General features: G+C 68.2%; 11 protein-coding genes and 1 pseudogene. 8 read left to right on the top strand and 4 right to left on the bottom strand.

Annotated elements, in window-relative coordinates:
• Positions 1-4: 4 nt before the first annotated feature.
• From KEG57_RS08840 to KEG57_RS08830, 3 genes are read left to right on the top strand one after another with little or no spacing between them, the layout of a single operon-like run.
• The gene (locus KEG57_RS08840; protein ID WP_272417628.1) at positions 5-2,245 is read left to right on the top strand and encodes a DUF5682 family protein; all 2,241 of its coding nucleotides are present in this window, start codon (positions 5-7) and stop codon (positions 2,243-2,245) included.
• Positions 2,242-3,375 carry a VWA domain-containing protein gene (locus KEG57_RS08835; protein ID WP_272417627.1) on the top strand — a complete coding sequence of 378 codons (1,134 nt, stop codon included), beginning with the start codon at positions 2,242-2,244 and terminating at the stop codon, positions 3,373-3,375. Before KEG57_RS08840 ends, KEG57_RS08835 begins: the two co-directional genes overlap by 4 nt.
• Positions 3,372-5,204 carry a YehQ family protein gene (locus KEG57_RS08830; protein ID WP_272417626.1) on the top strand — a complete coding sequence of 611 codons (1,833 nt, stop codon included), beginning with the start codon at positions 3,372-3,374 and terminating at the stop codon, positions 5,202-5,204. The genes KEG57_RS08835 and KEG57_RS08830 overlap by 4 nt, the downstream gene beginning before the upstream one ends.
• Before the next feature lie 663 nt (positions 5,205-5,867).
• Here the strand turns inward: KEG57_RS08830 and KEG57_RS08825 are convergent.
• A complete protein-coding gene (locus KEG57_RS08825; protein ID WP_272417625.1) occupies positions 5,868-11,378 on the bottom strand; it encodes an AAA family ATPase in 5,511 nt (1,836 codons plus the stop codon).
• A 53-nt stretch (positions 11,379-11,431) separates the two neighbouring features.
• Between KEG57_RS08825 and KEG57_RS08820 the strand changes: the two genes are divergently transcribed.
• Both KEG57_RS08820 and KEG57_RS08815 read left to right on the top strand, forming a co-directional pair.
• Entirely contained in the window at positions 11,432-11,752 is a 321-nt protein-coding gene (locus tag KEG57_RS08820; protein ID WP_272417624.1) for a hypothetical protein, read from the top strand.
• Positions 11,753-11,837: 85 nt separating this feature from the next.
• Entirely contained in the window at positions 11,838-13,061 is a 1,224-nt protein-coding gene (locus KEG57_RS08815; RefSeq protein WP_272417623.1) for a 1-aminocyclopropane-1-carboxylate deaminase/D-cysteine desulfhydrase, read from the top strand.
• Positions 13,062-13,068: 7 nt separating this feature from the next.
• On the opposite strand, the gene KEG57_RS08810 is transcribed toward KEG57_RS08815, so the two are convergent.
• Positions 13,069-13,770, bottom strand: a complete 702-nt coding sequence (locus KEG57_RS08810) for a hypothetical protein (protein ID WP_272417622.1) — start codon at positions 13,768-13,770, stop codon at positions 13,069-13,071.
• Positions 13,770-14,576 carry a hypothetical protein gene (locus KEG57_RS08805; protein ID WP_272417621.1) on the bottom strand — a complete coding sequence of 269 codons (807 nt, stop codon included), beginning with the start codon at positions 14,574-14,576 and terminating at the stop codon, positions 13,770-13,772. Before KEG57_RS08805 ends, KEG57_RS08810 begins: the two co-directional genes overlap by 1 nt.
• A 115-nt stretch (positions 14,577-14,691) precedes the next feature.
• Between KEG57_RS08805 and KEG57_RS08800 the strand changes: the two genes are divergently transcribed.
• Both KEG57_RS08800 and KEG57_RS08795 read left to right on the top strand, forming a co-directional pair.
• Positions 14,692-16,473 (top strand): FG-GAP repeat domain-containing protein, encoded by a 1,782-nt coding sequence (locus KEG57_RS08800; RefSeq protein ID WP_272417620.1) that lies wholly within the window; start codon positions 14,692-14,694, stop codon positions 16,471-16,473.
• A gap of 91 nt (positions 16,474-16,564) precedes the next feature.
• Positions 16,565-17,434, top strand: a complete 870-nt coding sequence (locus KEG57_RS08795; RefSeq protein ID WP_272417619.1) for an SDR family oxidoreductase — start codon at positions 16,565-16,567, stop codon at positions 17,432-17,434.
• Between the two features lie 10 nt (positions 17,435-17,444).
• On the opposite strand, the pseudogene KEG57_RS08790 reads toward KEG57_RS08795, so the two are convergent.
• Positions 17,445-17,750, bottom strand: a pseudogene (locus tag KEG57_RS08790) (ArsC family (seleno)protein); the annotation flags it as partial.
• Positions 17,751-17,950: 200 nt separating this feature from the next.
• Between KEG57_RS08790 and KEG57_RS08785 the strand changes: the two are divergent.
• A complete protein-coding gene (locus tag KEG57_RS08785) occupies positions 17,951-19,255 on the top strand; it encodes an APC family permease (protein ID WP_272417618.1) in 1,305 nt (434 codons plus the stop codon).
• Positions 19,256-19,364: the final 109 nt, after the last annotated feature.

Genomic DNA, 19,364 nt, shown 5'->3' with positions numbered 1-19,364 from the left:
GACCGTGTCGGGAACGCTCCACGTCGTCGGCGTGCGGCACCACAGCCCCGCGTGCGCGCGGCTCGTCGAGGCCGTGCTTGCGCGTATCGATCCGGCCGTGGTGCTGATCGAGGGTCCGTCCGACTGGAACGTCAAAATGGCGGAGCTCGCGCGGGGCCACACGCCGCCCATCGCGATCTTCACGCATTACCTGACCGAGGACGGCCCGGCCTCGTCCTTCACGCCGTTCTGCGCGTTTTCCCCGGAGTGGGTCGCGCTCCGGTGGGCGTTCGCGCACGGAAAAACCGTGCGGTTCTGCGATTTGCCCTCGTGGAGCAAGGCGTTCGTCGGCGTGCAGAATCGGTATCGCGACGAGGACGATCGATACGAACGAGCGATCGAGGCGCTTTGCCGTCGTACCGGCACGTCGGACCTCGACGCCTTGTGGGATCACCTCTTCGAGGGCCGCTCCCCGGAGGAGCTCGAACCCGCGCTCGAAGCCTATTTCCAGCAGATCCGCGGCGACGCGGAGGCCGGCGAGCGCGACGCGCCACGCGAGGCATTCATGCGGGACTATGCCTCCTGGGCACTCACGCGCGGCGACGTCGTCCTCGTTTGCGGCGGGTATCATGCGCCCGCGCTCGCCTCCATCACGCCCGGCGGCCCCGAGCCCGTCTCTCCGACGCCCCCGCTCGGCGGCCAGAGCCACCTCGTGCCCTGGACCTATGCTCGCATGGATGCCTTCGCCGGATACCAGGCCGGCATGCCCTCGCCGATGTGGTGGGAGCTCGAATGGAACCTCGGCGCGGGCGTGGCGGAGGCGATGCTCGATCGCAGCCTGGAAGCCTTGCGCAAGAATACGCAACGGCCCACGGTCGCCGATCATATCGCGGTTCGCACGGGGATCGGGGCGCTCGCCGCATTACGCGGGCACGAGACGCCGAAACGCGTCGACGTGCTCGACGGGCTGCTCTCCGCGCTCATCCGCGAGCCGCTCCCCGGTCCGCCGCCCTGGTCGCGGCGCGGCATCGTGACCGGCGATTTGCATCCGACGCTGGCGACGCTCCTCCGCACGTTCACGGGGGATCGGGTGGGCCGTTTGTCCGCCGAAACGGAGCGACCGCCGCTCCTTCGCGAGGTGCACGAGACGCTCGATCGCCTAGGGCTCTCTCCGCCGAGAAACCCGCAGACCGTGTCGCTCGATTGGCGTATCGAGGGGGATCGCGAGCGATTGCGGGTCCTGCATCGATTGCGGCTCCTCGAGATCCCCGGGTTTGTTCGGCTTCACGGCCCGGCGTGGGGCACGGACGCGCGGATGGCCGAGGCCTTCAAGCTCGTATGGCGGCCCGATCAGGACCCGGCCATCATCGAAGCCTCGCGCTGGGGCTCGACGCTCGAAGGCGCGGTCTCCTTGCTTCTTTCGCACCGCTTGCTCGCGGCCGAATCGCTCGCCGCGCGCGTGGACGCGCTTGGGGATGCCGCATTCGTGGGGCTCACGAAGCTCGCCGGCGAGATTCTCGATCTCGTGGCGAACGCGGTGGCCACCACGCCCTCGTTCAGCGCGCTCGGGCCCGCGATCGAAAAACTCCTCGGCCTTTGGCGGCACGGCGAATGGCTCGAGGTCGTCGGCGCGCCGCTCTTTTCGCCCGTGCTGCGCGCGGCCGGCGAGCGGTCGCTCTCGCTCCTGGCGGGCATTCAGGGGACGGATCTGCTCCCGGCCGATCTCACCGCGATGCGCTCGCTCGCCGAGCTTTTGCGCCATGGCGAGGCGCTCGACCTCCCTCCGGACGATACCCGCGCCGTGCTCGCGCGAAGGGTCGCGGACCGGGCTGCCCCTGCAATGCTGCGCGGCGCCGCGCTCGGCGCGATCTGGTACCTCGACACCGAGGCCGCGCCCGTCGATTCGGCCATCGACGGCGCGCTCTCCGCTTCGTCGGAGGGTCGGCTCGGCGATTACCTCGCGGGGCTGTTTGCCCTTGCGCGTGGGCCCGCGCTGCGCGACGATCGGCTCATCGGCGCGGTCGACGCGGCCCTCGGAAAGCTCGACGACAATGCCTTCCTCGTCGCGCTGCCCGCATTGCGCCTCGCCTTTTCGTGGTTTCCTCCCGGCGAGCGCGCACGGATCGGCGCGCTCCTCGCCGCGCGCTGGGGCAAACGGCCGGATGCGTCCTGGATCGGGGACGTCCCCGCCGACGTATTGCAATCCGGCCTCGTGCTCGACGCGCGGGTGCTCTCGTGGGGCCGCGCGCTCGGGGTGCTCGAATGAGCACATATGACGCGGAAACGCGATGGCGGCTGATCCTCGGACCGGCCGGGAACGACGGGCTCGGGGACGCGGGCGCCGGCAAGGGCGAGGCCGCGGACCTCGAACGTGCCCTCTCCTGGCTTTACGATCGCGAGACCGACGGCGAGGCGAACCGCTCGATTGCGCGCGGCCGCCCCGGAAGCGGGCCCGAACACCCGCTCGACGTGCCCGACTGGATCAATACGATCCACGAGCTCTTCCCGAAAGAGGCCATCGAGCGCCTCGAATCCGACGCGCTGCACCGCTATCACATCCTCGACGTGGTCACGCGAAAGGAGGCGCTCGAGAACGTCACGCCTTCGCTCTCGCTCGTCGAGGCCATCCTGCGCTGCAAATCGCGCATGGATGCCCATGTGCTCGACACGGCCCGCGCGATCGTCGACAAGGTCGTCGAGGACTTGAAAAAACGCCTCTGCGACGAGATCGAGCACCGGCTCGGCGCGACGCCGTTCCGGCACCGGCGCTCGCGCTTCCGCGTGACGCGAAACCTCGACGCGCTCCGGACCATCCGGAAAAACCTTCAGCACTGGGACCCGGACAAACGGCGGCTCCTCATCGAGCGCCCCGAGTTCTTCGCGCGCGTCCGGCGCTTTGGGCCGCGCTACCAGGTCATCGTGCTCGTCGATCAATCCGGCTCGATGGCGCGCAACATCATTCACGCGGCCGTGCTCGCGTCTGTCCTCTGGAAGCTCCCGTCCACACGCTCGCACCTCGTCGTGTACGACACGGAGGTCGTCGATCTGACCCCCTACGTGGACGATCCCGTCGAGCTCCTTTTGCGCGTGCAGCTCGGCGGCGGCACCGATGGAGCAAAGGCGCTGCAATACGCGGCGGAGCTCGTGGACATGCCGCACCGCACGATCCTGCTCTGGATCACCGATTTCGAGGATCAAGCGGACAAACTCGTCCGCGAGGTAACCGCGCTCGTCGGCGAAGGGGTCACGGTATTCGGGGCGGCATCCCTCGACGATCAGGTGCGCGGCGCGTACGACCACGGCGTCGCGCAGGCGGTCGCGGACGCGGGCGCGCACGTGGCGGCCACGACACCACGCGAGCTCGTCGGCTGGCTCGTGGAGAGGATTCGGCGATGAGGGCGGATCTCGCGGCCCTGACGCCCGAGGCGCTCGCCGCCATGGCAAACGTGGGCCTCGTGAAGCGCGCGCAGCGCGAAATCGAGGCCGGCCAGGGGCCGAAGGTCCACGAGGACGAGAATGGCGTCGTCGTCGCAACGTTCCCGGACGGCATTTCGACGCGGCTCCTGCCGGGCAAAGCGCTGAAGGACACGCCCTGCGGCTGCGGAGCGAAGACGGTTTGTCGGCATCGCATCGCCGCGGTGCTCGCCTACGCGGCGGCGGCCGGGACCGAGACACGGCCGCCGTGGGAGATCACCGCCGAGGAGATTCTGGTTTGGCTGGGCGAACGGGTGACGCTCGTGGACGCCGCCGAGGCCGCGGGGGTCGAAGTCGAGCTCGGGACGAACCCGCCGATCGCGCGTTTCTCCGGGTGCACCGTGCGTTTCTTGGCGGGGGCCGATCTCGCGCACGCGCGGTGCGATTGTGCGACGCCGCGGTGCGTGCACGTGCCGCTCGCGGTCCGGGCATTTCAACGACTCTCTGCGGAGGATCAGGCGCGCGGCGCGGTGCAGGTGCGCCTCGGACCGCCGCCGAAACCCACGATTCCAGCGGCCGTGCTCGCCGACGTGGAGGGGCTCTTCGGGCGAACCCTCGCGCGTGGGCTCGCGGACGCGCGTGGGCTTGCGCAAGCGCGCGAGGAGGTCCGCGCGCAATTGAAGGAATACCCCTGGCTCGACGGCCTGATCGAGGACCTCGAGGCGCAGCGCGAGGCGTGGGAGATTCGCTCGGCATTGCATGATGCCGGAGAGGTACGGAGGCTCCTCGCCGAAGGATGGGCGCGGGTGCGGGCGGCGAGGAACGGCGGCGAGCCCGCGGCATTGCTCGGCCTCGGCGAGCCGCTCGAAGTCCCGCTCGATCGGGCGCGCTTGCTCTCGCTCGGCGCGCGGCTCTCGGCGGCGGGAACGGCGCGATCGCTAGAAGTGCTTTTTTGGGACGGCGCCACGGTCGTGTCCTGGAGCGTGGCGATTCCCGACAAGGTCGATCCAGCCTCCGTGATCGCGGTCGCGGGCACGCCGCTCGGGGTCATGGCGGGCGGGCAAGTCCTCTCGCGTCACCTCGTTCGTTTGGCAAGACGTACCATCGAGATCCGACGGGGCAAGGACACCACGGTGATCCCGCAACGCGGCGCGTGGGGCGACATCCCCGCGCCCTTCGGTTTCCCCGGGCCGAGCGCGCTCCTCGCCGACGAGACGGCCCGACCGCCCGCGTTCCTGCGCCCGCGCGCCCGCACGGCGGCGCTCCGGATCGTCGCGACGAACGGAGGTGTAGGGGGTTTGTCGTGGTCGCCGGGGCGGCAAACGCTGTCGGGGTGGATCGAGGACGAGGGCGCCCGGCTGCGCGTGGAACGAGCGCACGAATGGTTTGCCCCCGGCGCCATCGCGGCGCTCGCGGAGGCGCTCCCGTCGGCGCGTTACGTCTCGGGCTGGCTGCGTGAATCACGCGGCGGGCGGGTGCTCGAGCCGATCGCGGTGGTCACGGATCGTGTCGTCATCCCGGATCTCGCGCCGGCCGCGCCGATCCCCGCGCTCCCGATCGCCGCGCCCGAGGCTCCGGATCTGCTCGGCGGCGCGCTCGGGCGGCTCGAATCCGCCCTCGACGCGCTGGCGCAGGACGGCGTGCTTTCGGCCCGGATCCCGCCGCTCGCGCCGGCGCTCGCGAACGTCGGATTGCGAGCGATGGCGGCGACGTATTCGCGTCTCGAAGCTGCACGGGCGGCGGGGGACCTCGGCGAGGCGACAAAAGCCTTTGCCGACGCGGCGATCTTGGTGGCCCTCGCGCGGGCGTGAGCGAGGCTGGTTTCATGGGAGGCACGCGTGAAAAACACATGCCCCCCGGGTTGGAAAACCCGCCCGCGAGACACGCCTCGCGCGAGCCACGGCCGCGTTTGGATCGAAACCCCCTTCGTATTGCCCGACCAGGAAGAGGACGGGCACGCGGATCCTGCCGAGCTCGTCGTCGGTGAAATACCACCCACCTTTACGGACGGTTTGCTGTATGCCATGGCCAAGGCCAGGTGACCGTCGATTCTCGCGTTTCGAGGGCTGCCTTTGGCATACAGCCATCGAATGTAGCTCTCTCGACGTGAATCGGTGCGTATGATCGCGAAGGCGAGCATGCGCATCCAAACTTCGAGCGACAGCGGGGCGAACCCCGCCGGCGCTATGGGGACAATCTTCTCCACTCGGTCCGGCGCATAAATGGCGATGAGCGTCGTAAAGAAGCCGCCATGAGAGTGCCCCGCAACGCGGGCCTTGTCGATCTTCAGCTCGTCGAACACCCGGCCAACTGGGCCTCGTAGTCGGCCATATATTTCGCTTCGCCGGCGGAGCTCCAAAAGACAGAAATAGGTTTGGACACGCATGCAGCATAACGAAGGCTGCGTATGGTGTGCAAACAGATCCAACCAGCACAACGGCGCTCGACGCCCCCTGCTTCGCCTGGACCCGTGTCTATTCGAGCGCCGCCGTCGCCGCCTCCGTGGCGCGCGGCAGCCGCACGGTGAACGTCGCGCCCTTGCCAGGCTCGCTCTCTACCGTGATTGTGCCGCGATGGCTCGCGACGATCTGGTGGGTGATGTAGAGCCCGAGACCCAGCCCGCCGTAATGCTCGACGGGCACGGCTCGCTCGAATCTCCGGAAGATGCGGTCGCGGGCCCCGGGCTCGATACCGATACCATGGTCGGTGACGGCCAGCGTCGCCTCGCCGTCATTCGCGGAGACAACCACCTCGATCGGCTTGCCCGCGCCGAATTTCATGGCGTTCATGAGCAGGTTCGTGGCCACCTGCTCGAGCCGTAGCTTGTCCCATTGGCCCACGACGGGCGCGCCGAGCTGCGCCTGCACCGGACATCGGCACCGCGTCAGATCCCCATCGAGCCCGACCAAGACCTCGCGCACGACGAGCGCCAGATCCACGGGTTCGAAGTGCAACGTGAATTGCCCCGTCTGAAGGCGCGAGACGTCGAGGAGCACGTCGACGAGCTGGCCCAGCCGCTTGGCCTGCCGCTCCGTGACGGCCGCGAGCTCGCCGACCGTCTCCGGTGAGAGCGTCGCCTTGACGACGAGCCGGCGGAGGCGCTGCGTCGCGAGCTGCAATGAGGTCAGCGGCGTCCGGAGCTCGTGGGACGCGACGGACAGAAACTCGTCGCGCAGCCGGACGGCCTCGCGCAACGCTTCCTCGCCGCGCTTGCGCTCCGTGATGTCGGTCGCGATGGCGCAGATCCCATAGGGCTGCCCGGTCGCGTCGTAGACGGGGAACTTGAGCGAGAGATAGGTACGCTTGCTGCCGTCCTTGAAGACCGTCTCCTCTAGCTGCATGGGCTTGCCGGCCGCGAGCACCGCGCGGTCGTTGGCGCGGTAGGTCTCGACCTCCTCGACGCCGAGGGCCTCGTCATCGGTCCTCCCGATGATATCCGCTTTGTTCCGGTGAAAGAGCTCCTCGAACGGCCGGTTGATGAGGATGTATCGGCCCTCGAGATCCTTTATGAACACGATGGCGCTCGTGTTGTCGATGATCGCCTGGAGCTGCTGCTGGCTCTCGCGGACCGAGGACTCGGCCCGCCTCCGCTCGGCGTTCTCCTGCTGGAGATCGGCATAGAGCTTTGCATTTTCCAGCGAAATCGCCGCCTGCGAGAGGAGAAAATCGAGGACGGTGAGCTTGTCCTGCGTGAATGCGCGCGCCGTGAGGTTGTTCTCGAGGTACGCCATGCCAACGAGCGCATCTTTTCGGATGATCGGCGCGCACAAGATGGATCGCGGACGGCAGCGCAGAATGTAGGGGTCCGCCGCGAACGGGCTCGGCGACGAAGCATCGCCGAGCAGCACCCTGTCGCGGGTCCGCCGGACATAATGCAGGATCGACATCGGCAGCGATTCGAGCGCGCGCTCCGGTTCCCCCGGCACGAGCGTGACTCGATCTTGCCCCGCCTCCGCCGTCGCAGCGATCATCATGCCTTCGTTCTTCGTCAAGACGAGCGTGCCGCGCTGCGCGCCCGCGTGCTCGATCACGAGGCGCGTAAGGGTCGAGAGCAGCTTGGGCAGGACGATCTCCTGCGAAATGGCCTGCGTGGCTTTGACCACGGTGAGCGTATCGAGCTGCACGTCGCGTTCAGGCGCCGCGCCGGCGCCATCGCACGATGCGCGCTTGTCGAGCGCCGGGAATCGCGCGTCGAGCTGACGCACCTTTTCGCGCGCGCCCCAGCGACGATAACAGTCCAGGGCTTCTTGCATGTAGGCGCGACCGATGGTCGAATAACCTTTGGCAAAGTAATGAAGGCCGGCGAGCTCGTTGCCGAGGGCCTCGTACTGCACAAACCCGTGGCGCCGAGCTTCCAGGATGGCCTGCTCGTAAAGCGCCATGGCCTCCTCGCTCCGCCCCTCGAGGCGAGCGAGCTCGGCGGCGACGAGGGTCGCCTTGTGGGCGAAGTTTTCCGGGCAGCGCGCCGCCCACGCCGCGAGCCTCCGCTGATGCTCGGCCACCTCCACAAGCGCGGCGCCATCCGCAACCGGCGAGGCGCGCCCGGCGAGCCTGGCTAGGCTCAATGCGCGTACGAATGGATACACCGGGAAAAACCGATGGCAGCGCGCCGGAGTGAGGTCGGCCTTCGCCACTCCGGCCGCGGTCGCCGCGCCCTCGACGTCACCCGCGAAGAGCAGCGACTCGGCTTTCAGCATGTAATAGACGCTCCGCATCGCGCTCTGCACAGGCGCGCGCAGGCGCGCCTCCACGGCCGGCGCGTCGAGGGCCGGATCGAGGCCGGGCGCCATCGGGTCGTACAGGCGGCGGATGGCGAGCTGGATGCCGGCGATGCCGTCGATGATGTACCAGAACTGCGTTTTGCGAACGTATTCGATTCGGCGCTCGCTGTCCGCGAGGACCTCGTCGAGCGGATCGGATGCTTCCCATCGAATGGCGAGCATCTGGAAGATCAGATAACACGCATTGGTCAGATTTCCCAGTTGCAGGGCCGCTTCGAGGCCATCGCTGGTCAGGCGAGCGCTATGACGCACGTGGTGGGTCCAGTACTCCGTGTGATCGGCGAAAAGGTTGATGACCATTGGCTTGGAGGCCATGTTCTCGTGGCGCTCCGCGAGCTGGCATGCGAGGCGCCCGAACCGGTAGCCTTCGTCAAAACGTCCGAAACGGGGCCCCAGGACCATCCCGAGTAAGGAATACCCGCGCGCGGAGGCGGGGGCGGCGCCGCCCCTCAGGTTGAGCAGCGTCATCTGGCACGCGAGCAGGTAAAGGAGATTCTCGTCGGTCTGGTAGGCCGCAGCGATGAGGCTCGACATGACGTCGAGGGCCGCGCGGGCGTCTGGATCGACCATCGGCGGCTGCTCGAGCAATGACTCGATCGAGCGCTCGCCGAGCTCCACCCAAACGGCCGCATAGGCGGCATCGACCTCCTCGCGGCTCGGGTGCGGGGATATGTGCACCCCGAAGAGCGCGAGGCTCGCGAGGCAGCTCTGGGTCGCCTCTGGAAACCGAGACCGCGTGATGTGCAGCTCCGTGAGCATGCGGTGGACGGATGCCATGTCGAAGCGCGAGCGCGCCTGGCCGAGCAGCGGCATGAGCAGCGTCTCGGCCTCGTCCGGGCTCCCGGCGAGGAAACGGCACTCCGCGCGGCCGAGGTGCAGCGACCACATGAGGTCGTAGCGGCAGGCCCAGGCATCTGGAGAGAGCGAGAGGAGAGAAATGCCCGCCGCATAATAATCGGCAGCCGCGCCATAGGCGGTCGCGCCGTGTGCCTTGCGGCCCGCCGCGTGGTCGAGAGCGGCGGCCGTCTCGCGCTCGCGCGGGTCGGTGATGCGCTCGGCGCCCAGGTTGAAATGGTTCGCCAGATCGAACGCGCGATCGTCCGCCGGCGATCCCGCCTCCCGGAGCAAGTGCCGGCCGATCTGTAAGTGTATGTCGCCGCGCCGCTCCGCGGGGACCAATGCATAGGCGGCTTGTTGCACCCGGTCGTGGGTGAAGGAGACGAGATTCCCGCGCTGCAGGAGCAAGCCGCCCTCCAGTGGCTCCCAGAGCAGGCGCTCGAGCGACTCCTCCGTGACGCCGGTGATCACCGAGAGGGTGCGCATGTCGACTTGATGACCGGCGCAGGCCGCCAGCATGAGCACGTCGCGCGTGTCGGGCGATAGCCTCATGAGCTTCGCTGCCATCAAATCAGCGACGCTGTCCGTATACCCCTTTTCGTGGATCCGCTCCGTATCCCAGCGCCACGCTCTCGCGGACGCGTCGAATCGGAGGAGGCCCTCGTGGTAGAGCGAGGTGAGGAACTGGTTGACGAAGAAGGGATTACCGGCCGTTTTTTCGTGGATGAGCCTCCCCAACGGCGCGACCTCGTCGCGGCTCGCGTGGAGCGCGTCGACGAGCAGGGCCTCGACCTGCGGGATGTCGAGCGGAGCCAGGTGAATCATCTGCACACAGGCCCCAGCCTCGGTAATCGCGCCGATCATCCTGGCGAGCGGGTGGGCCGCGCCAACCTCGTTGTCCCGATAAGCGCCGAGGAGCGACAGATGCTGTGTGTCCGGGTGAATCATGAGGTGCTCGATGAGCTCGCGGCTGGCCGTATCCACCCATTGCAGGTCATCCAGAAAGAGGACGAGGGGATGCCCGGCGGTGCCAAAGATCGCGAGGAGCTTCCAGAGCACCCGGCGAAAGCGGCCCTGCGCCTCGGTCGGGGGGAGCTCCGGCACGGTAGCTTGCTCGCCCACGATGAGCGAGAGCCGGGGGACGAGCTCGGTCATCAGGCGCGCGTTCGGGCCGAGTGCGTCGAGGATGCGCCTTCGCCACGCCTGGATTTGCTTTTCTGGCTCACCGAGCAGCTTCTGGACGAGCTCCCCGAGCGCCTGGGAGAAAATGGCATACGGCCGCTCGCGCATGACGAGGTCGAACTTCCCGGCGGCGAAGAAGCTGTTTCGCTGTATCACGGAGCGGCGCAGCTCCCCCACGAGCGTCGATTTCCCGACCCCAGAGAAGCCGCTGATGAGAACGAGCTCAGGCCGGCCGTGCAGGGCGACGCGTTCGAATGCCGCCTTCAGCGCGGCGAGCTCCGCGTCTCGGCCATAGAGGCGCCGCGCGAGGCGGAGGCGCTCCGGGACATCGATCTCGCCGAGAGAAAAAGGCTCGATTCGCTGCTGCTCCTGCCATTGCGAGAGGCAGCGCAGGAGGTCGGCCTCGAGCCCCCGCGCGCTCTGGTAGCGGTCTTCGGGATCCTTGGCGAGGAGCTTGAGGACGATGTCGGAGACGATCGCGGGAATCGTGGGGACCCGCGCCGCCGGGGCTCTCGGCTGCTGGGCCATGTGGCAGTGGATCCACTCGAGCGTATCTTGCGCCGAGAATGGCAGGGCTCCGGTGAGCATTTCGTAGAAGATGACGCCCAGCGAATAAAGGTCCGCGCGACCGTCCACGCGCGTCGCGCGTCGCGCTTGCTCGGGTGACATATATGGCAGTGCGCCTGCGATTCCCTGCGACTCCGCCACGGGGCCCTCATCGTGGCGCAGGACGAACGCGCGGCTGAAATCGCCGAGCTTCACGTCGCCGTCCTCCCCGAGGACGAAGATGCAGCCGGGCCTGATGCTCCGGTGCACGATTTGCCGTGCGTGCAGCTCCGAAAGGGCGCCGGTGATCCGCGCCGCGAGCGACAGGAAGCGATCTTCCCGCATAGGCTCGCCGAGGAGCTGCTCCAGGGACACGCCTGCGACGTCCTCCAGGACGAGCACGGGTCGAGCCGTCGACGTGTCGAGGGCGTAGGCCCTGATGGCTGCCGGGATGTCGAGATCGTGGGAAATCTCGTATTCGTGCCTCAGCCTGGCGTGCTGGTCGGGCGTGGGGCGCTCGCGGCGGAGCGTCTTGAGGACCACCCGCAGCCCATCTCGTTGCCGATGCGCTCGGTACAGAGCCGTTTGGCCCTCCTCGAAGAGCAGCTCGTCCGTGGAATACCCGGCGATTTCGAACACTGGTCAACCCTGCGTCTGGTCGCTCCTCACCCCACCGTACCCCCCAAATCTGTGTGTGGCGCACGACTCGTGTCGTCATCCCGGATCTCGCGCCGGCCGCGCCGATCCCCGCGCTGCCGCTCGCCGCGCCCGAGGCTCCGGACCTGCTCGGCGGCGCGCTCGGGCGGCTCGAATCCGCTCTCGACGCGCTGGCGCAGGACGGCGTGCTTTCGGCCCGGATCCCGCCGCTCGCGCCGGCGCTCGCGAACGTCGGATTGCGAGCGATGGCGGCGACCTATTCGCGTCTCGAAGCTGCACGGGCGGCGGGGGACCTCGGCGAGGCGACAAGAGCCTTTGCCGACGCGGCAATCTCGGTGGCCCTCGCGCGGGCGTGAGCGAGGCTGGTTCTATGGGAGGCACGCGTGAAAAACACATGCCCCCGGGTTGGAAAACCCGCCCGCGGGCGTTGAGGGTCGACGGATGAAGATCGACCGACGCACCTTCTCGGCCCTCGCGCTCGGCACGCTCGTCGGGTGTGAGCAGCGGACGCAAAACACCGCCGATGCCGCAGCTTCCGCTCCCACTTCCGCCGCCGCTCCCGCTTCCGCGTCTGCTCCCGCCTCCGCTTCCGCGCCCGCCGATTACCTCCCTCCCCTATTCCGCGCCCATCCGGGCCTCGCGCCCCACCTGCCGCGCCTTCCGCTCGGCCTTCTGCCCACGCCCGTCGAGCGCGCTGCGAAGCTCGGTGAAAAGGCCGGGCTCGCGGGACTCCACGTCAAGCGGGACGACCTCGCCGGCGCCGCATACGGCGGAGGCAAGACACGCAAGCTCGAGTTTTTCCTGGCAGAGGCGCGTGCGAAAGGCGCGCGCGAAATCGTCACGTTTGGCGCCTTCGGTTCGAATCAAGCCGTCGCGACGGCCCTGTACGGCGCGGCGCAGGGATTTGCGGTCACGCTGCTGCTCGCCCCACAGACGCCGAGCCCGTACGTCCGGAAAAACCTGCTCGCCGCGCGGCGCGCCGGGGCCTCGATCCGGGTCGTGATCGGCGGGGTTACAGAGGCCGAGGCGCTGGCGAAACGGACGGCAAAGGCGGCGAAAGGCGGCGCGCCGTATCTCGTGCCCCCCGGCGGATCTTCCCCGCTCGGAAACCTCGCGTTCGTCAATGCTGGCTTCGAGCTTGCCGAGCAGGTTGGCGCCGGGCATTGCCCTCTCCCCGATTGTGTCTATCTCGCGATGGGTACGATGGGCAGCGCGGTCGGCCTCGCGCTCGGGCTCGAGCTTTCCGGGCTCCGGACCGAGGTCGTCGCCGTGCGGACGTCGAGCCCCGAGACGTCGAGCGAGGCGCGGTTTTTCGCGATGGCCCGGGAGACCGTGGCCTTCGCGCGTTCGCTCGATCCGACCTTCCCCGACGTGCGCCTCGGCCGCGCCCGCGTGCGATTCGCGACGAACCATCTCGGCGCAGGTTATGGCGCGCCGACACGAAAAGGAGAACGGGCGATCACGCTCGCCCAGGAAACGGAAGGGATGGCGCTCGAACCGACCTATACGGGAAAAACCCTCGCGGCTTTGCTCGACGACGCAACGCGCCTCGCGGGGAAGGTCGTGCTCTTCTGGAATTCGCAGAACAGCCGGCCGCTCGTGACCGAGGGCGTCCGGCCCGAGGATTTTCCGCCCATTCTCCGGGGAATCGTCGCCGATCGCTGAGTCGCCCTCAAGGCGTCCAGGTCACCTCGACGGTGCGGCTCAGCACGAACCACGCGTAAAGCCCGACTTGCGTCGCCGGCGGTGCGATCGGCTCCTGGAGCGTCGCGGTCCGCGTGAGCGTCACCTGGAGCGGACACGGGCCGGGCATGGCCGGATTCGCGGGCACGAGCTCGGCCTGGGAAATTTCGTATTGGCCCACGTCGTTCGGCAACGTGCGGCCGAGCGGCTTGATGCACGTGCCAGAGGCGGCCAGGCCGAGCACGTGGTTGCCCTCGGGCGCCGCATTCCAGGTGAGCTTCAGCGGAGCATCCCCCATGAGCGGCTCGGCGGAGAGCCCAATCGGCGGCGGCACGGGGATCACGCGGCCGATGATGCTCCGATCCGCGCGGCGCTCCAGGTCGAACGTGATATCCCCCGACAAACCCTCGATCTCGGCCAGGTAGACGGGGCGATCGTCTTCTTCCACCTCGCGCAGCGGGAGCGGTGTTCCCTCCATGCTGAGGCGCAGGGTGTCACCATCCGACAAACGCAATTCACCGACCGGGCTCGAGATCCGCACGCGCACCGTGGCGCCGTTTCCCTCGTCGCTGGCGTCGAGAGAAAAGAGCATGTCGAGCGTCGAGACGTCGGTCGAGCGCACGGGCTCGTCCTCGCAACCCGCGAGCGTCGCGAGGGCGAGGACGACGATCGGGAGCGCGCGCATCTTCATCAGAACACCACGAGCCCGGCGAAGACGCCTCCGCCAATCGATCGATAAAGCCTCAGAGGATCGCCGCCCCGCACCTCGTCGACCCGCACGCGCGCGCCGACCTGCAGGAGCCCCGTGCTCACGCCGAGCTCGACGTCGTGCTCCTGGAGCGCAAGCTCGTTCGTGGTGATCGGGACGAAGCGGTAGCTCGTTTGAAGTCCAACGGTCTCCGTGGGGAAAATTCGGAACCGCGCGACGCCGAAAGGCGCGCCGTGATAGCCTGGTTCGAGCCAGACGGGGCGGCCGTACTCGAAGGTGCCGCCCACGCCGAGGACGAACGAGCCCGGCGCCCGGCCCTTCCAGCGGAGCGGCGCGACGAGGCCCGCGCCGGAGAGGCCGATCTCGACCTGCGCATTCTCGTCGAATCCGATCGGACCGCCGTTCAGGTGAATCTCGAAGCCGAGCCGCTCGTGCGGGAAACGCACGACGTCGAGGTCGATGACGCCGACGAGGACCTGGTACCGCGCGAGCGTCCCGAACCCCAGCATTTTCAGGCCGCGGACGTACATGACGCCCGCGTCGAGCCGCGCCATCTCCACCGTCGAGCGCTCACGCGGCGCGGCATTGCTCGCGGCGGGCGCGGACGGCGCCGCCACGGGGTCGGGCGGCGGCGGGAGCTCGGGCAGAGGATCGGCCGGAGGCGAGGACGCAGCCTCGTCGGCCGACGCAGCGCCGAGCACGAGGGGCGCGAGAAGGCAGAGCAGCGCGCAGACGGCGCGGCTCTCGTGGGTTCGTGAAGCTCGGTTTTCCGTGGCAGACGCGCGCATGGCTCACCGGGGTCGCACGAGGCGACCTTACCACGACCGGACGAAGTTTGATATCCTCGGACCCGCCGCCGCTGGGGGCGGACGCGGCACCTTTCTTTTGCGCGACGAGGACGACATGACCCACATGCGCTCATTCCATCGCTCGATGTCCCGGCGGGGCAAACCCCTCCTCTTCTTGCTCCTCGCCTCGGGCCTCTCCCTCACGGTCGCCTCCTGCGGCGACAGCGAGGGCGGCCCCGGGGGCCGGACCGGGGGCTCCACGACCGGCGGGACGCGCAACACGACGTGCGAGAAGGGCGAAAGCAAGGGCGAAGTGATGGCGCCCGAATACAAGATGACGCTTCCCGGCGAGACGAGCTGGTTCGCCTCGCCCGTCGTGCGGGACCTCGACGGCGACGGAAAACGCGAGCTCATCGCGGCCTATTATTCGGTCTTCGTCCACGACGCGGAGGGCAAGGTGCTCGCGAAGGCCGAGGGAGGCGAGGGACGCGTGTACGCCCCGCACATCGTCGCGGACCTCGAAGGCGACGGGCTCGTGGACATCGTGTACGGCAGCGATCACGAGGTCTGGGCGTACGAATGGAAGGACAAGGCGCTCGTGCCGAAGGCGGGTTTCCCCGCGAGCACGACGACCGCGAACAACGCGCCCGAGGTGCGCGGCATGGCCGCCGGTGATCTCGACGGCGACGGCGTGCTCGAGATCGTCGTGACCACGACGCAAACCGCGAGCACGGAGGACGGCGGGGCGCAGGTGTTCGTGTTCCGCGCCGATGGATCGCTCCATCAACCGGCGGGGCTCGGTTTTCCGGCGTGGCCTCGATACAATCCCCTCACGGGCGCCGGGAACGACGCGGATCGCAATGGGATGGGGCACTCCGGGTATGGCTGCTACGGGCTCAACGTGGCGGTCGGGAACATCGACGACGACCCGGAGCTCGAGGTGCTCGCGACCTACGACAACCACCACATCCAGGCCTTCAACCACGACGGCGTGGCGATCGACGCCGCGCCGTTCTTCACGAACCGCGCGAACGAATTCGAGGGACAACGCCTCACGTGGGGTCAGTTCATCCGCTGGGCGGATCCGAAGATCGAGGCGGACCATTACAATCTGCACACGGGCGAGTGGCCGCACCCGTCGTTCGCGGAGTGGCTCCAGTGGACCGCGTCGCCGCCGAACGTGGTCGACCTCGATGGAGACGGGAAAAACGAGGTGCTGGGGCTACCGAACATCGAGAAAAACGAGCCGTACGAGACGGTAGGCTATGCGATCATGGTGCTCGAAGGCGCGCACGGTGACGGGAGCCGCTCGGCGATGCGCAAGCCCGGCTGGGAGACGTTGCCGCGCGGGGAAAAACCCATTCAGGTGGAGGGGTATTATCCGCCGGGCGGCATCCCGACGGCGACGACGGTGAACATCCAGGGCGACGACAAACCCGAGATCGTGGCGCCGTTCAACGACGGGTTCGTGTATGCGTTCGGCGCGGACGCGAAGCAGATCTGGCGATTCAACTACACGCACGGAAAGTCGATCATGTTCGCGACCGAGGTGACCGTCGCGGACCTGAACCAGGATGGCTCGCCCGAACTCATCTTCGCCACGTACGGCGATCCGAACGAGCTCGACTCGGGGTATCTCGTGATCCTCGGCGCGGACGGGACGCTCCTCCACGACGTGCCGCTCCACAACACGGGCGAGCAAAATGGAAATGGCAATGGCGCGCCCGCGGCACCCGCGGTCGGCGACCTCGACGGCGATGGGCAGGTCGAGATCTTCGTGCAGACCTTCGAGCACGGACTCGATGTGTTCACGGTGCCCGGATCGGCCGAGAATTGCCTGCTCTGGTCGACCGCGCGCGGCGGCCCGCTCCGCATGGGTCAGCCAAACGGAGATTGAGGTTCGATTTTTTGCTCGGTGACGGGTCGCCCCCTTCCCACGCGGCGGTGCTGTGATTATCTAGCGCCCTTCCCGTTGGGAGGAGAACCCGATGAGCCAGAACGTCTTCGTCACCGGTACGAACAGCGGCTTCGGCCGCCTCATCACGCTCACGCTCGTGAAGAAGGGCCACACGGTCTTCGCGACGATGCGCGACATCGCGGGCCGCAATGCGACGGCCGCCGCGGAGCTCACGAAGGCCGGCGAGGGCCGCGTGCACGTCCTCGAGATGGCGGCGACCGACGACGCGTCCGTGAACAAGGCCGTGGCCACGGCGCTCGAAAAGGCCGGGCACCTCGACGTCGTGGTGAACAACGCCGGCTACGCGTCGCTCGGCCTCGAAGAGACGCTGACGAGCGAGGAGCTCCTCCGGCAATACGACGTGAACGTGGTCGGTCCGCACCGCGTTCTCCGCGCGGCGCTTCCGTCGATGCGCGCGCGGGGCAAGGGCCTCGTCGTGCAGATCTCGAGCGGCCTCGGGCGCGTGATCTTCCCGGTCATGGGCGCCTACGGGTCGAGCAAGTTCGCGCTCGAAGCGCTCAGCGAGGCCTATCGTTATGAGCTCAAAGCGACCGGCGTGGAGCTCGCGCTGGTGCAGCCGGGCGCGTTCCCCACCGAATTCGGCCAGAAGGTCGCCGTGGGCGGGGATCAGGAGCGCGCGAAGGGCTACGGGCCGTTCGCGAACGCGGTGGAGATGATGGCGAAGTCTTTCGAGCAGATGTTCTCAGGCGACAACGTGCCGAACCCGCAGCTCGTGGCGGACGCGGTCCTCGCGCTCGTCGAGGCGCCCGCGGGCAGCCGCCCCGCGCGCGTGGTCGTCGATCCGATCTCGGGGCAGGCGACCGAGGCGCTGAACAAAGCGCACGCCGAGGTCCAGAAGCACCTGCTCTCGGGCATGGGCATGGGCAACCTGGCGGATTGATCCTGCCCGCTCACCCCTTCCCGAGCCCGAGGACCTCGGCGTAAATCTCGGGATCAAAGCCCACCACGAGCGTTTGTCCTACCCGCATCGTCGGGGCCCGGAGGCCGCCCGTCGGCCCGAGCATGGCCCCGAGCACCTCTGTATCGGGCGGACGCGCGCGCATGTCGAGCGTGACGCGCTTTTTTCCTTTCACCGCGACGACGCGCTCGGCCTGCCGGGCGAGCGCGAGCGCGCCCTCCTCGCCAAGCTTGAGCTTGCCCGCGTCGGCCATTTCTCCAATCGCCACATTTTCTTGCGCGAGAAACTCCCGCGCTCGGGTGCACGAGGTTCACCCCTTGCGGTGATAATACCAGTCGGCTCGCTCGTTCATGCCGGATTCCTCCTGTGCCCGCACGATGAAGGGTTTTACCGGGAACGTCAAGCCGAAGGACGATCGAAGGGGTTGCTTCGCGCGGCCCGCGCGTCCTAGACTGTTGGCCCCGCTTCGATCGTCTCCTCCTGCATGGGGTCCGCATCATGAGCGTCTCCGCCCTCGGCGACTCGACCCAAGTCCAGGCGCCCTCCCTGCGGCGCAGGCTCACGTTGTTCGACGTCCTCTGCATCGGGGTCAACGCCACCGTGGGATCGGGCGTGTTCGCGTTGCCCGACGACATGCACCGGGTGATGGGCGGGTTTTCCCCGCTCTCCTTCGCGCTCTGCGCGCTGCTCCTGATGCCGGTGGCGCTCTGCTTCGCCGAGCTCTCGGGCAGGCACGTCGACACGGGCGGGACGTACCTCTATGCGCGCAATGCGTTCGGCGACCGGGCCGGCTTCCTCGTCGGCTGGTTTTGCTGGGCGAACACGTTCGTGAGCTGGGCGGCGAACGCGAGCCTCTTCGTGGAGCTCGTGGGGATCCGCGCGCCGATCGTGGGGTCCGCGATCGCCGCGGCGGTCGTGGTGGCGCTCGGGGTGGTGAATTATTTCGGAGTGAAACCAGGCGCGTGGGTCGTGAACGCGATGACGCTCGGCAAGATCGGCGCGATCCTGTGTTTCCTCGTGGTGGCGGTGTCGCTCTTCGATCCGTCGCGGCTCGGGGGAAAACTGCCGCTCGGCGCGCTCGGCGTGGGGCAAGGAGTGTATCTCGCGCTCTTTCCGCTGCAGGGTTTCGAGGTCGCGCCGATTGCGGCGGGCGAGACGCAAAATCCCCAGCGCAACGTGCCGCTCGGGACGCTCGGAGCGCTGTCGATTTCGGCGCTGCTCTTCATCGTGGTGCAGGCGGTGCTGGTCGCGACGTACCCGAAGATCGGCGAGGAATCGGGGCAGCCCTTGGTCGACGCCGCGCGGTTCATCGGTCCCACGATCGGCGCGATCGTGGTCGCCGGCAGCTTGCTCTCGGTCGGCGGATTCACGGCGGGCAGCGCGCTCGGGTCGCCGAGGTACGCGCAGGCGATCGCGGCGCACAAGCTCATGCCCGCGGCGCTCGCGCGGATCCACGGTCGCTGGGGGACGCCACACGTGGCGATCTTCTGGACGACGGCCATCACGGCGGCGCTCGCGTTTTTCTTCGATTATCGGCGCCTCGTGGGGATGTCGAACATCACGATCGTGATCCAGTATCTGTTCACGTGCCTCGCGGTGCCGGTCTTGCGGAAAAAGGACGGCGAATCGAAGGGGTTCCGGGTGCCGGGCGGGAAGATCATTCCGATCGTGGGCGCCGCGGGATCGGTGGCGCTGCTCGCAGGCGCAGAGAAGCCGGAGTTCTTGTTCGCGGGGGTGACGCTGGTGCTCGGGATCCTGGTGGCCCTCGGCACGAAGCGATTCGCGCGCACCGAGAGCGCGTGAATGCCTTGACAGGAAGGCCCGGGGGCTGATGCGATCCGGACCATGCGGACGTCCGGTTCGTCGTGGTCTGTCGTTTTGCTCGCCCTCGCTGGCTGCGGTCCGGGTCCGA

It is taken from the genome of Polyangium jinanense, assembly GCF_028435365.1.
Note: the sequence above shows the minus strand (reverse complement) of the source record. Positions and strands in the feature narration are given on the sequence as shown.

What these genes read in the sequence shown, in the direction of transcription:
- KEG57_RS08835 (WP_272417627.1), top strand. Translation starts at nt 2,242, where the DNA reads ATGAGCACATATGACGCGGAAACGCGATGGCGGCTGATCCTCGGACCG.
- KEG57_RS08830 (WP_272417626.1), top strand. Translation starts at nt 3,372, where the DNA reads ATGAGGGCGGATCTCGCGGCCCTGACGCCCGAGGCGCTCGCCGCCATG.
- KEG57_RS08815 (WP_272417623.1), top strand. Translation starts at nt 11,838, where the DNA reads ATGAAGATCGACCGACGCACCTTCTCGGCCCTCGCGCTCGGCACGCTC.
- KEG57_RS08810 (WP_272417622.1), bottom strand. Translation starts at nt 13,770, where the DNA reads ATGAAGATGCGCGCGCTCCCGATCGTCGTCCTCGCCCTCGCGACGCTC.
- KEG57_RS08805 (WP_272417621.1), bottom strand. Translation starts at nt 14,576, where the DNA reads ATGCGCGCGTCTGCCACGGAAAACCGAGCTTCACGAACCCACGAGAGC.
- KEG57_RS08800 (WP_272417620.1), top strand. Translation starts at nt 14,692, where the DNA reads ATGACCCACATGCGCTCATTCCATCGCTCGATGTCCCGGCGGGGCAAA.
- KEG57_RS08795 (WP_272417619.1), top strand. Translation starts at nt 16,565, where the DNA reads ATGAGCCAGAACGTCTTCGTCACCGGTACGAACAGCGGCTTCGGCCGC.
- KEG57_RS08785 (WP_272417618.1), top strand. Translation starts at nt 17,951, where the DNA reads ATGAGCGTCTCCGCCCTCGGCGACTCGACCCAAGTCCAGGCGCCCTCC.